The sequence below is a fragment of the Blastococcus sp. SYSU D00695 genome, from assembly GCF_054050555.1.
The window spans coordinates 61457-75954 of record NZ_JBJGZP010000012.1 but is presented as its reverse complement, the minus strand read 5'-3'; the positions used below and the strand labels follow the sequence as shown (position 1 = coordinate 75954).

The 14498-nt window shown below is 75.9% G+C and carries 14 protein-coding genes; 12 read left to right on the top strand and 2 right to left on the bottom strand.

All coding sequences use genetic code 11. The annotated features are described in order from the left end of the window. Nucleotide 1: 1 nt before the first annotated feature. Entirely contained in the window at nucleotides 2-850 is an 849-nt protein-coding gene (gene prcA, locus ACI781_RS10220; protein ID WP_456565982.1) for a proteasome subunit alpha, read from the top strand. Nucleotides 851-924: 74 nt separating this feature from the next. Beyond that, nucleotides 925-2283 (top strand): Pup--protein ligase, encoded by a 1359-nt coding sequence (gene pafA, locus ACI781_RS10215; RefSeq protein ID WP_456565981.1) that lies wholly within the window; start codon nucleotides 925-927, stop codon nucleotides 2281-2283. A 58-nt stretch (nucleotides 2284-2341) separates the two neighbouring features. On the opposite strand, the gene ACI781_RS10210 is transcribed toward pafA, so the two are convergent. After that, the gene (locus ACI781_RS10210; protein WP_456565980.1) at nucleotides 2342-3475 is read right to left on the bottom strand and encodes a DUF3866 family protein; all 1134 of its coding nucleotides are present in this window, start codon (nucleotides 3473-3475) and stop codon (nucleotides 2342-2344) included. A gap of 101 nt (nucleotides 3476-3576) precedes the next feature. Between ACI781_RS10210 and ACI781_RS10205 the strand changes: the two genes are divergently transcribed. The 8 genes from ACI781_RS10205 to ACI781_RS10170 all read left to right on the top strand — a co-directional run bounded on the left by ACI781_RS10205 (nucleotide 3577) and on the right by ACI781_RS10170 (nucleotide 11863). Beyond that, a complete protein-coding gene (locus ACI781_RS10205) occupies nucleotides 3577-4557 on the top strand; it encodes a helix-turn-helix transcriptional regulator (protein ID WP_456565979.1) in 981 nt (326 codons plus the stop codon). Beyond that, a complete protein-coding gene (locus tag ACI781_RS10200; protein WP_456565978.1) occupies nucleotides 4554-5549 on the top strand; it encodes a helix-turn-helix transcriptional regulator in 996 nt (331 codons plus the stop codon). The genes ACI781_RS10205 and ACI781_RS10200 overlap by 4 nt, the downstream gene beginning before the upstream one ends. Before the next feature lie 9 nt (nucleotides 5550-5558). Further along, nucleotides 5559-5798: a hypothetical protein gene (locus tag ACI781_RS10195; protein ID WP_456565977.1), complete on the top strand. Its 240-nt coding sequence runs from the start codon at nucleotides 5559-5561 to the stop codon at nucleotides 5796-5798. Nucleotides 5799-5835: 37 nt separating this feature from the next. Next, nucleotides 5836-6192, top strand: coding sequence for a Sec-independent protein translocase subunit TatA (gene tatA, locus ACI781_RS10190; RefSeq protein WP_456565976.1), 357 nt, complete (start codon nucleotides 5836-5838; stop codon nucleotides 6190-6192). Nucleotides 6193-6211: 19 nt separating this feature from the next. Then, the gene (gene tatC / locus ACI781_RS10185) at nucleotides 6212-7150 is read left to right on the top strand and encodes a twin-arginine translocase subunit TatC (RefSeq protein ID WP_456565975.1); all 939 of its coding nucleotides are present in this window, start codon (nucleotides 6212-6214) and stop codon (nucleotides 7148-7150) included. An 8-nt stretch (nucleotides 7151-7158) separates the two neighbouring features. Continuing rightward, nucleotides 7159-8070: a diacylglycerol/lipid kinase family protein gene (locus ACI781_RS10180; RefSeq protein WP_456565974.1), complete on the top strand. Its 912-nt coding sequence runs from the start codon at nucleotides 7159-7161 to the stop codon at nucleotides 8068-8070. 183 nt (nucleotides 8071-8253) lie between these two features. Continuing rightward, nucleotides 8254-11121 (top strand): DEAD/DEAH box helicase, encoded by a 2868-nt coding sequence (locus ACI781_RS10175; RefSeq protein WP_456565973.1) that lies wholly within the window; start codon nucleotides 8254-8256, stop codon nucleotides 11119-11121. Between the two features lie 106 nt (nucleotides 11122-11227). Next, nucleotides 11228-11863 (top strand): DUF4333 domain-containing protein, encoded by a 636-nt coding sequence (locus ACI781_RS10170; protein ID WP_456565972.1) that lies wholly within the window; start codon nucleotides 11228-11230, stop codon nucleotides 11861-11863. Between the two features lie 16 nt (nucleotides 11864-11879). Here ACI781_RS10170 and ACI781_RS10165 read toward each other — a convergent pair whose 3' ends face one another. Then, nucleotides 11880-12797: a 5'-3' exonuclease gene (locus tag ACI781_RS10165; protein WP_456566032.1), complete on the bottom strand. Its 918-nt coding sequence runs from the start codon at nucleotides 12795-12797 to the stop codon at nucleotides 11880-11882. 76 nt (nucleotides 12798-12873) lie between these two features. Here ACI781_RS10165 and ACI781_RS10160 point away from each other — a divergent pair, with 76 nt between their 5' ends. Continuing rightward, nucleotides 12874-14043, top strand: coding sequence for a M24 family metallopeptidase (locus ACI781_RS10160; RefSeq protein ID WP_456565971.1), 1170 nt, complete (start codon nucleotides 12874-12876; stop codon nucleotides 14041-14043). After that, nucleotides 14018-14491: an Lrp/AsnC family transcriptional regulator gene (locus tag ACI781_RS10155; RefSeq protein WP_456565970.1), complete on the top strand. Its 474-nt coding sequence runs from the start codon at nucleotides 14018-14020 to the stop codon at nucleotides 14489-14491. The genes ACI781_RS10160 and ACI781_RS10155 overlap by 26 nt, the downstream gene beginning before the upstream one ends. The last annotated feature ends 7 nt before the right edge of the window (nucleotides 14492-14498 follow it).

Below are 14498 nucleotides of genomic sequence, written 5' to 3'. Positions count from 1 at the left end.
CATGACCATGCCCTACTACGCCTCGCCCGAGCAGCTGATGCGCGACCGCTCGGAGTACGCCCGCAAGGGCATCTCCCGCGGCCGCAGCGTCGCCGTCCTCACCTACGCCGACGGCGTCCTGTTCATCGCCGAGAACCCCAGCGCGACCCTGCACAAGGTGAGCGAGCTCTACGACCGGATCGGCTTCGCCGCCGTCGGCCGCTACTCGGAGTTCGAGAGCCTGCGCGTCGCCGGCGTCCGGCTGGCCGACGTGCGCGGCTACTCCTACAACCGCCGCGACGTGACCGGCCGCGTCATCGCCAACGCCTACGCGCAGACCCTCGGCACGGTCTTCACCGAGCAGATGAAGCCCTTCGAGGTCGAGCTCTGCGTGGCCGAGGTCGGCGACAGTCCCGAGACCGACCAGCTGTACCGGCTCACCTTCGACGGCTCGATCGTCGACGAGGCCGACTTCGTCGTCATGGGCGGCCAGGCCGACGCCGTCGCCGGCCACCTGCGCGAGCACTTCACCCCGGGCATGGGGCTGGCCCAGGCGCTGGGCGTGGGCGTGCGCGCCCTGTCCGCGGTCAGCCCGGCGGTGAACCAGGACGGCGGGGACGACGAGCTGCTCCCGGCCGGCCAGCTGGAGGTCGCCGTCCTCGACCGGCGCCGCCCCAAGCGGGCGTTCCGGCGGGTCGTCGGAGCCGCCCTCACGTCGCTGCTCGGCGGCGACGCCGGCGCCCCGGCCGCGGAACCGGCGACGGCGGCGCACGCCCCCAGCGCGCCAGCACCGGGCACCCCGGCCGGTCTCGGCGACCCGGCGGCACCCGACACCGCCGGCGCCGACCCCGCCGACGACGGCACGGTCTGAGCCCCCGGCCGGTCCCCGCGCATCTCCCCGCGCCGGGACCGGCCGATGTCGTCCCCGGCGCCTAGTCTCGGGACGTGGACCGACGGATCTTCGGGATCGAGACCGAGTACGGCGTCACGTGCACGTTCCGGGGCCAGCGGCGGCTGTCCCCGGACGAGGTCGCCCGCTACCTGTTCCGCCGCGTGGTGTCCTGGGGTCGCAGCTCCAACGTCTTCCTGCGCAACGGCTCCCGCCTCTACCTCGACGTCGGCAGCCACCCCGAGTACGCCACCGCCGAGTGCGACGACCTGGGCGAGCTCGTCGTCCACGACAAGGCCGGCGAGCGGATCCTCGAGGGCCTGCTGGTCGACGCCGAGCAGCGGCTGGCCGAGGAGGGCGTCACCGGCGACATCTACCTCTTCAAGAACAACACCGACTCCGCCGGCAACAGCTACGGCTGCCACGAGAACTACCTCGTCGGCCGGCAGGGCGAGTTCAGCCGCCTCGCCGACGTGCTGATCCCGTTCCTCGTGAGCCGGCAGATCGTCGTCGGCGCCGGCAAGGTCCTGCAGACCCCGCGCGGGGCCATCTACTGCGTCAGCCAGCGCGCCGAGCACATCTGGGAGGGCGTCTCCAGCGCCACCACCCGGTCCCGGCCGATCATCAACACCCGCGACGAGCCGCACGCCGACGCCGAGCGCTACCGCCGGCTGCACGTGATCGTCGGCGACTCGAACATGAACGAGACGACGACGCTGCTCAAGGTGGCCGCCACCGACCTCGTGCTGCGGATGATCGAGGCCGGCGTCCCGATCCGGGACATGGCGCTGGAGAACCCGATCCGCGCCATCCGCGAGATCAGCCACGACATGACCGGCCGCCGCCGGGTCCGCCTGGCCAACGGCCGGGAGATGTCGGCGCTGGAGATCCAGAGCGAGTACCACGCCCGGGCCACGGACTTCGCCGACCGGGAGGGCTTCGGCCCGGTGCACCGGCAGATGCTCGAGCTGTGGGGCCGCGTCCTCAAGGCCGTCGACAGCGGCGACCTGACCCTCATCGAGCGGGAGATCGACTGGGCCACGAAGTTCCAGCTGATCGAGCGATACCGGGCGAAGAACGACCTCCCGCTGTCGCACCCGCGCATCGCGCAGATGGACCTGGCCTACCACGACATCAGCCGGCGGCGCGGCCTGTACTACCTGCTCGAGCGCAAGGGGCAGGTCGAGCGGGTGGCCCACGAGCCACGCGTGTTCGAGGCCAAGAACGTGCCGCCGCAGACGACGCGAGCCCGGCTGCGCGGCGAGTTCATCCGCCGGGCCCAGGAGAAGCGGCGCGACTTCACCGTCGACTGGGTGCACCTCAAGCTCAACGACCAGGCGCAGCGCACCGTGCTGTGCAAGGACCCGTTCAAGTCCGTCGACGACCGGGTCGACAAGCTGATCGCCTCGATGTGAGGCAAGGGCCCTCCCGCGGGCTGGCGTCGGGTCCCGCGGGAGGGCGGCCGCCGTCCGGTCAGTCCGCCGAGGCCGCGTCGGGCCCGGCGGCCGGCGGGAGCGGCACCTGGAGGGCGGCGTAGCGGCCCGCCGCGGCGGCGGCCAGGAAGTAGGGCCGCTCCTCGTCGTAGCCGCGGCCCATGGTCGACAGCGGGACGGGGGACAGGCCCAGCGCCTCCTCCAGCCCGTCGACGTCCATCCAGACGACGGGGTTGCGCTCGGGCTGGCCGGCGAGGTCCTCCTCGACCTGGCGGCCCAGCTCCGAGCCCAGCCCGCGCGGCGCCACCAGCGTCACCCCGCCCAGCGCCACCCGGCCGAACGCGGTCAGCGAGTGGTGGGAGACCCCGCGGTGCCGCGGCCGGGGGTCGGCGTCGGAGATGCGCAGCGCCCCGACGGCCTGACCGCCCAGGACCGCCACCGCGTTGCAGGCCTCGCCGGCGGCGACCCCGGAGAACCCCCACGGCGTCCCGGTGCCCAGGTTGCCCGGCCCCTGGCTGACGATCGCCACGTCGGCGCCCAGCACGTGCCGGGCCGCCAGCAGCCCGGTGTGCACGGTGACCGCCTCCAGGTCGCCGCCGAACGCCTGCCCGACGGTGACCACGCCGGCCAGCGAGCTGCGCAGCGCCGACAGGGTGCGGGAGAAGCCGGCCGGCAGCGCGCCGCCGTCGGTCATCACGTACGCGACCTTCAGGTCGGGGTCGGTGGCCAGGATCCCGATGAGCACCGCCGGCAGCGCCGAGTGCAGGTCGGCGACGACCACCGGCATCCCGTCGACGTCGTCGGCCGCGGCGATCGCCGCGTGGTGCTCGGTGTCCTGCTCGTCGACGCCCTGCACGCTCACCTGCAGCGGCGTGTACCGGGCCTTGACCAGGTGCCCGGACCCGGCCGGGTCCGGCGGCAGCCGGTCGGGGACGGCGACCACGAGCGCGTACCCGCCGGTGCCCAGCCGCTGCGCCCACGCGGTCGTGTTCAGCAGCACGTCGTCGCCGGTCTCCGGGGTGCCCACGATCGACGGGTGCGCCAGCGCCCGCACCGCGCCGTCGCCCGGCACCTCGACGGTCAGCTCCAGGGCGTCGCGCCAGGAGCGGCCCACGGCGGTCACCGTGCCGCGCCGCCAGCGGATCCGGCTGATGGTCGTCTGCTCGTCCCCCACGGCAGGCAGCGTAAGGACCCCGGTGCCCCCAGGCCTCGCAGGCTCGGCCCGGGCCCCCTGCACCGGGGCCGCACCCGGCCGCGGGGCCCTAGGCTGCACGCGTGGCGGCGAAACGGGCGGAACGACTGGTCAACCTGGTCATCGCCCTCCTGGGCACCCGGCAGTACGTCACCGCCGCCCGGATCCGCGCCACCGTCCCCGGGTACGAGGCCGATGACGGCACCGAGCGCGCCGACGAGGCGTTCAAGCGGATGTTCGAGCGGGACAAGGCCGACCTGCGGGAGATGGGCGTCCCGCTGGAGACCGGACGCACCAGCGCCTTCGACACCGAGGACGGCTACCGCATCGCCCGCGCCGACTACGAGCTGCCCGAGCTCACCCTCACCGGCGAGGAGGCCGCCGCGGTCGGCCTGGCGCTGCGCCTGTGGGAGTCCGCGCAGCTGGCCGGCGCCGCGCAGAGCGCGCTGGTGAAGCTCAAGGCCGCCGGTGTGGACGTCGACCCCGGCCGGGCCCTGCCGCTGCGGCCGCGGCTGGACTCCGACGAGCCGGCCTTCGAGCCCTGCTACGCCGCCGCCCGCGACCGCCGGCTGGTCGAGTTCGACTACCGCCGTCCCGACGAGGGCGCCCCGGCCCGCCGCCGCGTGCAGCCGTGGGGCGTGGTCGCCTGGCACGGCCGCTGGTACCTCGCCGGCCACGACCTCGACCGGCAGGCCCCGCGGGTGTTCCGGCTCTCCCGCGTCGTCGGCGCGCCCCGCGTCACCGGCCCCGAGGGGGCCTTCGAGCCGCCGGCGGACCTCGACCTGGCCGCGCTCGTCGCCCGGCAGGACCGCGGCCAGGAGCAGCTCGTCGTCGTCCGCGCGCGCCCGGGCACCGCGATCGGGCTGCGCCGCCGCGCCGTGCCGCTGGGTCCCGCCGCCGACGGTGACGACCTCCTGCAGCTGCGCACCACCGAGACCCGCCGGCTGGCCGACGAGCTGGCCGCCTACGGCGCCGACGTCCTCGTCGAGTCCCCGCGGGAGGTCCGCGACGCGGTCGTCGAGCGGCTGACCCGCCTGGCGGCGCCGGGGGAGGGGGCCGCGTGACCGCGCCCGGCACCACCGAGCGGATGACCCGACTGCTGTCGCTGGTCCCCTACCTGACCGCGCGGCCCGACGGCGTCCCGCTGGCCGAGGCGGCGCGCGACTTCGGCGTCCCCGAGCGGCAGGTGCGGCGCGACCTCGAGCTGCTGTGGATGTGCGGGCTGCCCGGCTACGGCCCCGGCGACCTCATCGACCTGTCCTTCGAGGGCGACCGGGTGCGGGTCACCTTCACCGCCGGGATGGTCCGCCCGCTGCGGCTGACCACCGACGAGGCGGTGGCGCTCGTCGTCGCGCTGCGGGCGCTGCTGGAGCTCCCCGGCCTGGCCGAGCGGGAGGCGGTGAGCCGGGCGCTGGCCAAGATCTCGGCGGTGGCCGGGCACGCGGGGGAGCGGGTCAGCCCGGTCGCCCTCTCGGTGGACGCCCGGGAGCAGGCGCTCGCCGTCGTCCGGGACGGCCTGGAGCGGCGCCGCGCGCTGCACCTGCACTACTACGTGCCCACCCGCGACGAGCGCACCGAGCGCACCGTCGACCCGATGCGGCTGCTGCTGGTCGACGGGCACAGCTACCTGGAGGCCTGGTGCCGCCGCGCGGAGGGGGTGCGGTTGTTCCGGCTGGACCGGGTCGACGACGTCGTCGTCCTGGACGAGCCGGCGGCACCGCCGCCGGAGGCGCACGAGCGCGACGTCGAGGGCGGCGTGTACCGGCCCGGCCCGGACGCCACGCCGGTCCGGTTGCGGCTGGCCGGCAGCGCCCGCTGGGTCGCCGAGTACTACCCGGTGGAGGACGTCCGCGAGGTCGAGGACCCGCCCGGCGGGCTGGCGGTCTCCGTGCGCACCGCCGACCCGGCCTGGGCCCGCCGCCTGGTCGCCTCGCTCGGCGGCGGCGCGGTGGTGGACGAGCCGGCCGAGCTGGCCGCGGCCGTGGCCGCCGACGCCCGGGCGGCGCTGGCGCGCTACGCGGCCGAGGGCGGCACGCCGCCCGGCACCGGCGGCTAGGGTCGGCCCGTGCTGCTGCTGGTCGTCTGGATCGCCGTGCCCGTGCTGTGCCTGGTCGTGCTCGCGGCCGTCGGGTACGGCCTGTTCGGCGCGCTGCAGCGGCTGGGCCGCGAGGCGCAGGCGCTCGAGCGCGAGGTCGCGCCGCTGCTGGCCTCGGCGCAGGCGCTGCAGGCCCGCGCCGCCACCGCGGCGGGTGAACGACCGACAAACCCCGCCGCACTGCCCGGTCCGGGCGCCTCCGCGGCGTAGCATCCCCGACAGCCACCCCCACCACGGAGGAGACCCGATGAACCTCGGCCCGCTGGAGATCGGTCTGATCATCCTGGCCGTCCTGCTGCTCTTCGGGTACAAGAAGCTGCCCGACGCCTCGCGCTCCCTCGGCCGCTCGCTGCGGATCTTCAAGGGCGAGATGAAGGGCATGAAGGACGACGACCGCTCGGCCGACGTCCGCGGCAAGGAGCCGGCGCAGACGTCGGCGCCGCTGCGCGGGGAGATCGTCGCCCCGCCGACCGTGGAGGGCGTGACCGCCGCCGAGGCGCACGCCGCCCAGCTCGAGGCCGAGGCGCGCGCCGCCGAGGCGCAGGCCGCCGCGCTCCGGGCGCGGGCCGCGCAGTCCGCGGGCCCGGCCGACTCCGCGCGCTGACCGACCCGGCACGACGACGGTGAGCGAGGCCGCCCCCCGACGCACCCGCCGGCGCCGGCCGCCGCGGGACGCGGCGGCGACGATGTCGCTCATCGCGCACCTCACCGAGCTGCGCAACCGGATCGGCAAGTCGCTGCTCGCGCTGCTGATCGCCGCCGGTTTCGCGTTCTGGTGGTACGAGCACGGGCTGGGCGAGTTCATCCGCGCGCCCTACTGCGGCCTGCCCGCACACCTGCGCTTCGGCGACCCCGACACCGGGTGCGGCCTGCTGATCACCGACGTCTTCGGCGGTGTGTTCATCCGCCTCAAGGTGAGCATCCTGGCCGGTGCCGTGCTGGCCGCCCCGGTCTGGCTGTACCAGCTGTGGGCGTTCATCACGCCCGGGCTCAAGCGCACCGAGAAGCGCTACGGCATCACCTTCGTGGCGGTGTCCACGCTGCTGTTCCTGCTCGGCGCGGTGCTGGCCTACATCTCCCTGTCGGCCGGCCTGCGGCTGCTGCTCAGCCTCGCCGGCGACGGCGTCGTCGTCGCGCTGACCGCGCAGGACTACATCGGCTTCGTCCTGTCGCTGCTCATCGCCTTCGGCGTGAGCTTCGAGGTGCCGCTGTTCGCGGTCGCGCTCAACGCCGTCGGCGTGCTCAGCCACGCCGTGCTCAGCAAGAGCCGGCGGTGGATCTTCTTCCTCACCATCGTGTTCGCGGCGTTCATCACCCCGACGCAGGACCCGTTCACGATGCTGCTGATGGCCGGCCCGATGATCGTGCTGTTCGAGCTCGCCATCCAGATCGCCCGCGTGGTCGACAAGCGCCGGGCCCGCCGCGAGGCGATCGAGAGCTTCCACGACCTGGACGACGACGAGGCGTCCCCGCTGGACGCCCGGCCCTCCGACCTGGACACCGCCCCGACGGCGCTGGACGACGAGCCCGTCCCCGGGCCCGCCCCCCGCGGCCCGCGCTGACCCCCGCGGTGGACGGCCGGCCGACCGCGGCCGTCCTGGTCAGCCCCGCCGCCGGGCGTGGCCGGTCCCGGGCGGTCGCGGCCGGCGTCCTGACCGCGCTCCGCGAGGCCGGGGTGCGGCCGCGGGTGCTGCCGGCGGCAACCCGCGCGGACGCCGAGCAGCAGGCCGCCGCCGCGGTCGCCGACGGCGCGACCGCGGTGGTGACGATCGGTGGCGACGGGGCCGCCCACGCCGGCCTGCAGGCCGTCGCGGGGACGCCGGCCGCCCTGGGCGTCGTCCCCGCCGGCACCGGCAACGACCTGGCGCTGGCCCTCGGCGTCCCCCGGGACCCGGTGGCCGCCGCCCGTGCCGCCGCCGCGGACCTCCTCGCCGGGCGGGGCGCGACCGTGGACGCGGGCCGCACGGGGGAGCGGTGGTGGGCCACGGTGCTGTGCTGCGGCTTCGACTCGGCGGTGTCCGACCGCGCCGACCGGCTGCGCTGGCCGCGCGGTCGCCGGCGGTACGACGTCGCGATCCTCGCCGAGCTGGCCCGGCTGCGGCCGCGGGAGGTCGTGCTCACCCTCGACGGCGAGGTGACGACGCTGCCGGTCACGCTCGTCGCCGTCGGCAACACCGCCTGGTACGGCGGCGGGATGCGGATCTGCCCGGGCGCCGACCCCGCCGACGGGCTGCTCGACGTGACGGTCGTCGGGCCGGTCAGCCGCCACGGGCTCGTCCGCACCCGCCCGCGGCTGACCGCCGGCACCCATGTCGAGCACCCCGCCGTGACCGTGCACCGCGCCGCCCGGGTGGAGCTGGCGGCCGCGCCGGGGCAGCCCCCGCTGACCACCTACGCCGACGGGGAGCTCGTCGCCCCGCTGCCCGCGGTCGCGCGGTGCGTGCCCGGTGCGCTGCGCGTCCTCGGTGCCCGACCGGCCTGATCGGCCACCCCGCCCGACCTCGACGCGACGCGCCGGTCGACACTCGACCGTTATCCCCAACAATGCGCCGCCCGGTGTCCCGGTGCGGCCGGGGGAGGGGCGGGGGCACCGAGGAGGAGAGCCCCGGCCGCGGTGCGTGCCGGCCGCCGTGAGCCAGCCGTCCCCAGCGCCTACCGTGGGGCCATGTCCAGCCCTGCTGAGCGGTACGCGGCCGCCCGGCGGCGCAGCGCCCACCCCGCCCTCGCCGACTTCACCGCCGAGCTCGGCTTCTCCCTCGACCCCTTCCAGGTCGAGGCCTGCGAGGCCCTGGACAGCGGCTCGGGCGTGCTGGTCTGCGCGCCCACCGGCGCCGGCAAGACGGTGGTGGGCGAGTTCGCCGTCCACAAGGCGCTCGCCGAGGGGCGCAAGGCGTTCTACACGACGCCGATCAAGGCGCTGTCCAACCAGAAGTACGCCGACCTCGTGCAGCGCTACGGGGAGTCCCGGGTCGGGTTGCTGACCGGCGACAACGCGGTCAACGGCGACGCCCCGGTGGTGGTGATGACCACCGAGGTCCTGCGCAACATGCTCTACGCCGAGTCCCCGGCGCTGACCGGGCTCGGCTACGTGGTCATGGACGAGGTCCACTACCTGGCCGACCGCTTCCGCGGCGCCGTCTGGGAGGAGGTGATCATCCACCTCCCGCCGTCGGTGACCCTGGTGTCGCTGTCGGCCACGGTGAGCAACGCCGAGGAGTTCGCCGACTGGCTGGTCACCGTGCGCGGGGACACCCGGGTCGTGGTCAGCGAGGTGCGCCCCATCCCGCTGTGGCAGCACATGCTCGTCGGCAACCGCGTGTTCGACCTGTTCTCCCTGCGCCCGGCCGCGCACGCCGCCGAGCAGGGCGAGGACCCCCGGCACCGGTCGACCCGGGAACGCGGCGCCTCGGTGGTCGACCCCGAGCTCGTGCGGTTCGTCCGCGAGTACGAGCGGCGCCTGGACACCTGGGGCGGCGGGGGAGGGGGCAGCCGGCGGCGGGAGGGCTTCGACACCCGGCCCCGGTTCCGCCCACCGGCCCGGCCCGACGTCGTCGAGCGCCTCGACCGCGCCGCGCTGCTGCCGGCGATCACCTTCGTGTTCAGCCGCAACGGCTGCGACGCCGCCGTCGACCAGTGCCTGCGCGCCGGCCTGCGGCTGACCGACGAGACCGAGCGCGCCGAGATCGCCGCGATCATCGACGAGCGCACCGGCTCGCTGCCCGAGCAGGACCTGCACGTGCTGGGCTACTGGGAGTGGCGCGAGGGTCTGCTCGCCGGCCTCGCCGCGCACCACGCCGGCCTGGTGCCCGCGTTCAAGGAGACGGTCGAGGAGTGCTTCGTCCGCGGCCTGGTGAAGGCCGTGTTCGCCACCGAGACCCTCGCCCTGGGCATCAACATGCCCGCCCGCACCGTCGTCCTCGAGCGGCTGGTGAAGTGGAACGGCGAGGCGCACGTCGACGTGACGCCGGGGGAGTACACCCAGCTGACCGGCCGCGCCGGCCGGCGTGGCATCGACGTCGAGGGCCACGCGGTCGTCGTCTGGTCGCCCGGGATGGACCCCTCGGTCGTCGCCGGGCTGGCCAGCACCCGCACCTATCCGCTGCGGTCGTCGTTCCGGCCCAGCTACAACATGGCCGTCAACCTGGTCGGCAGCTTCGGCCGGGTCCGCGCCCGCGAGCTGCTGGCGTCGTCGTTCGCCCAGTTCCAGGCCGACCGCTCCGTCGTCGGCCTGGCCCGGTCCGCGGCGCGGCACGAGCGCGACGCCGAGCGGCTGGCCGCCGAGCTCGGCACCGACGGTGACGCCCTGGGCGAGCAGATCGTGGAGTACGTGCGGCTGCGCCGGCAGATCTCCGACCGGGAGAAGGAGCTGTCCCGCGACAGCCAGGCCAAGCGCCGGCTCGAGGCCGCCGAGGCGCTGGCGGCGCTGCGCCCCGGCGACGTCATCCGCGTGCCCTCGGGGCGCCGGCAGGGCCTGGCGGTCGTCCTGGACCCGGGCCTGCCCGACGCCGGGCTGACCGGCGACGGCGACCCGCGGCCGCTGGTGTTGACCGAGGACAAGTGGGCCGGGCGCCTGGGCCCCATCGACTTCCCGACGCCGGTGACCGCCCTCGCCCGGGTGCGGGTGCCGCGCAACTTCAACCACCGCAGCCCGCACGCCCGCCGGGACCTGGCCGCCACCCTGCGCAACGCCCGCGTCGAGCACGACCTGGGCGCGCGCCGGGTGAAGCAGCGCTCGGCGGCCGCGGACGACCCGGTGCTGCACGACCTGCGCCGCGCGCTCAAGGCGCACCCGGTGCACGCCCGGCCCGACCGGGAGGACCGCGTGCGGGCCGCCGAGCGGTGGCTGCGCGAGGTGGCCGAGGCCGAGTCGCTGCACCGGCGGATGGCCGAGCGCACCGGCTCGCTGACCCGCCAGTTCGACCGCACCTGCGACGTGCTGGAGGAGCTGGGGTACCTGGTCCCGGAGACCGTGTCCGCCCCGGCCGACCCGGTGCTCGCGGGCGGACCCGTCCCCGTCGTCACCGACGAGGGGCGCCGGCTGTCGCGCATCTGGTCCGAGGCCGACCTGCTCGTGGCCGAGTGCCTGCGCGCCCGGGCCTGGCACGGCCTGACCCCCGCGGAGCTCGCCGCCGCCGTCTCCACCGTCGTCTTCGAGGCCCGCCGGGACACCCCGTCCCAGCCGGCCGTCCCGGCCGGGAAGGTGGCGGCGGCCATCGCCGAGATGCGGCGGGTCCGGTCCCGGCTGCTGGACGTCGAGGTGGACCACGGCGTGCCCCACACCCGCGACCTCGACCTCGGGTTCGCGTGGGCGGCCTACCGCTGGGCGGACGGGCAGGACCTCGACCGCGTCCTGGCCGGCGCCGAGCAGGCGGGCACCGAGCTGTCCGGCGGCGACTTCGTGCGCTGGGCGCGCCAGCTGCTGGACCTGCTGGACCAGCTGGGCAAGACCGCCGACGACGCGGTCGCCGCCACGGCGCGCGCCGCGGTGACGCGGGTGCGCCGGGGAGTGGTCGCGGTGGCGGTCGGCGGATGACGTGCGCGTGCCGCAGAGCGGCCTGCGGCCCGGTGGTGGTGCAGAATGCCACCCGGCCCACGGGGCCGTCCGCCACAGCACCTCGAGCGTCCGACCGGGAGCGACGATGACCAACCCACCGCAGGGTGGCAACCAGCCGGGGCAGTACGGGCAGCCGGGCCAGCAGTACGGGCAGCCCCAGTACGGCCAGCCGGCGCCCGGCGGGTACGGCGGTCAGCAGGGCGGTGCCCCCGGCTATGGCCAGCCGGGCCAGCAGGGCCAGCCCCCGTACGGCCAGCCGGGCTACGGCCAGCAGGGCGGCCAGTACGGGCAGCCCGGCTACGGCCAGCAGGGCGGGCAGTACGGCCAGCAGCAGTACGGCCAGCAGCCCTACGGCCAGCCGGGCTACGGCCAGCAGTACGGGCAGCAGCCCTACGGCCAGCCGGCGAAGAAGAAGACCGGGCTGATCGTCGGCCTCGTGGTGCTGGCGCTGGCCGTCATCGCGGCGGCGATCATCCTGCCGCTGTTCGTCTTCGACAAGACGGTGCTCGACGCCTCCGCGGTCGAGTCCGCCGTCAGCGGCCAGTACAGCGAGCAGTACGGTGCCCAGCTCAGCGACCTCTCCTGCCCGTCCGACATGGAGGTCGAGAACGGCGCGACCTACGAGTGCACGGGCACCGAGGAGGGCGCGGGGGACGTGACGATCACGATCACGATCACCAGCGAGGACGGCGACTACACCTGGGCGGACACCACCAGCTGACGCCCCGGCCGGCGCGCTAGTCCAGCGCGCCGGCCGGCCAGCCCAGCGCCGCACCCAGGCGGCGCAGCGACGAGCCGATGCCGTGCGCCTCGGCCAGGGCGGCGAGCGCCTCCGGGTCGGCCGGGCGGCGGGGGAGCGTGCCCTCGACGGGGGGCAGGTCGACGTCCCGGGCCACCGCCACCACCACCGGCGCCGCGTCCAGGTACCCCGCGCCCGCGTGCAGCCGCTTGAGCACGGCGGCGGTCAGCGGCGCCTGCGGCACGACCGCGCGTGCGGCGGCCGCCCGGATGCCGGCCAGGTCGCCGAACGCCGTGACCAGCGCGGCCGCGGTCTTGGCCCCGATCCCCGCCACCCCCGGCAGGCCGTCGCTCGGGTCCCCCCGCAGGGCGGCGAAGTCGGCGTAGGACCGTCCCGGGATGCCGTACTTGGCGGTGACCGCGGCCTCGTCGACGACCTCGATGTCGCTGATCCCGCGGTTGGTGTAGAGCACCCGCACGCCGCGGGCGTCGTCGACCAGCTGGAAGAGGTCCCGGTCGCCGGTGACGACGTCGACCGGGCCGCGGGCGCGGGTGGCCAGCGTGCCGATCACGTCGTCGGCCTCGTACCCCGGGGCGCCGACGCGGGCCAGCCCCGCCGCGGCCAGCACGTCCACGAGCACCGGCACCTGCGGGCCCAGCTCCTCCGGGGTCTCCTCGCCGCCGTCGGGGGAGAGGCGGTGGGCCTTGTACGACGGCAGCGCCGCCACCCGGAAGGCCGGCCGCCAGTCGTCGTCCCAGCAGGCCACCCAGCGGTCCGGGCCGTGGGCGGTGATGAGCCGCGCGGTCATGTCCAGGAAGCCGCGGACGGCGTTGACCGGCCGGCCGTCGGGGGCGGTCACGCTCGTGGGGACGCCGTAGAAGGCCCGGAAGTACAGGCTGGCGGCGTCCAGCAGCATGGTCGTCACGAGCGGGCACGGTAACGGCCCGGGAACTCGCTCGGGATCGGTCGTGCCCCGCGGATACCCTCGGCCGGTGAGCAACGACACGGGGGCAGGGGCGGGAGCGCGGGCCGGCGCCGGTGCGCTGGTGACGATCGACCGGGTGCACGACGCGCGGGACGTGGCCGCGGAGCTGGGGCTGGACCTGCTGGTGCTGACACCGGGGTCGGACCTGCGCTACCTCAGCGGGTACCACGCCCACGCCATGGAGCGGCTGACGGCGCTGGCCGTCCCGCGCCGGGGCGAGCCGTTCCTGGTCGTGCCGCGGCTGGAGGCGCCGATGGTCGACGCGAGCCCGGCCGGCGGCCTGGGGCTGGAGGTCCTCGCCTGGGACGAGACCGACGACCCGTTCGCGCTGCTCGCCCGCGCCGCCACCGGCCGGCTGGGCGCCGCGCCGTCCCGGGTGGCGGTCGGTGCCCGCACGTGGGCCGAGCACGCCCTCGGCGTCCAGCGGGCCCTGCCCGGGTCGGCGCTGGAGCTGGCCACCCCGGTCCTCGACCGGCTGCGGATGGTCAAGACCGCCGCCGAGATCGAGGAGCTGGCCGTGGCCGGCGCGGCGATCGACCGCGTGCACGCCCGCATGGCCGCGTTCCTGCGGGTGGGCCGCACCGAGGCCGAGGTCGGCGCCGACATCGCCGCCGCGATCCTGGCCGAGGGGCACGCCGCGGTCGACTTCACCATCGTCGGCTCGGGGCCCAACGGCGCCAGCCCGCACCACGAGCTGTCCGACCGGGTCGTGCAGGCCGGTGACCTCGTGGTCGTCGACATCGGCGGCGAGCTGCCCAGCGGCTACCGGTCCGACTGCACCCGCACCTACGTCGTCGGCGGCGAGCCCGACCCCGCCACCGCCGAGTGGTACGCGGTCCTGCAGGAGGCGCAGCGCGCCGCGTGCGCGGCCGTCCGGCCCGGGGTCGCCGCGGAGGAGATCGACGCGGTGGCCCGCCGCGTCATCACCGACGCCGGCTGGGGCGAGCACTTCATCCACCGCACGGGGCACGGCATCGGGCTGGACACGCACGAGGCGCCCTACGTCGTGGCCGGCAACGACCTGCCGCTCGTGCCGGGGATGGCCTTCTCCGTCGAGCCCGGCATCTACCTGGCCGGTCGCTGCGGCGCGCGGATCGAGGACATCGTCGTCTGCACACCCGACGGGGTGCGCTCGCTCAACTCGGGGACCCGTGAGCTCGTCCGCCTCCCCGGGTGACCCGGCCGGCCCGGTCGACGTCGACCGGGCGCTGCTGGCGGCGCTGGCCCGCGACGGGCGGGCCAGCTACACCGAGCTGGCCGAGCGGGTCGGGCTGTCGGTGTCCGCGGTGCACCAGCGGGTGCGCCGGCTGGAGCAGCGCGGGCTCATCACGGGATACCGCGCCTGCGTCGACGCGGCCGGGCTCGGACTCGGGCTCACCGCCTTCGTCGCGATCACCCCGATCGACGTCGACCGGGCCGAGGAGGCGCCGGGGAAGCTGGCGCACCTGCCGGCGATCGAGGCGTGCCACTCGGTGGCCGGGGCGGAGAGCTACCTGCTCAAGGTGCGGGTCGCCTCCACCCAGGCGCTGGAGGAGCTGCTGCGCGACATCCGCTCGCTGGCCAACGTGAGCACGCGGACGACCGTCGTCCTGTCCACGGTGTTCGAGGACCGGCCGCTCGTCTGACCTGCGG

Coding starts and splice junctions, on each gene's coding strand:
- ACI781_RS10170 (WP_456565972.1), top strand. CDS start 11,228: ATGACCAACCCACCGCAGGGTGGCAACCAGCCGGGGCAGTACGGGCAG.
- prcA (WP_456565982.1), top strand. CDS start 2: ATGACCATGCCCTACTACGCCTCGCCCGAGCAGCTGATGCGCGACCGC.
- tatA (WP_456565976.1), top strand. CDS start 5,836: ATGAACCTCGGCCCGCTGGAGATCGGTCTGATCATCCTGGCCGTCCTG.
- ACI781_RS10175 (WP_456565973.1), top strand. CDS start 8,254: ATGTCCAGCCCTGCTGAGCGGTACGCGGCCGCCCGGCGGCGCAGCGCC.
- ACI781_RS10165 (WP_456566032.1), bottom strand. CDS start 12,797: ATGCTGCTGGACGCCGCCAGCCTGTACTTCCGGGCCTTCTACGGCGTC.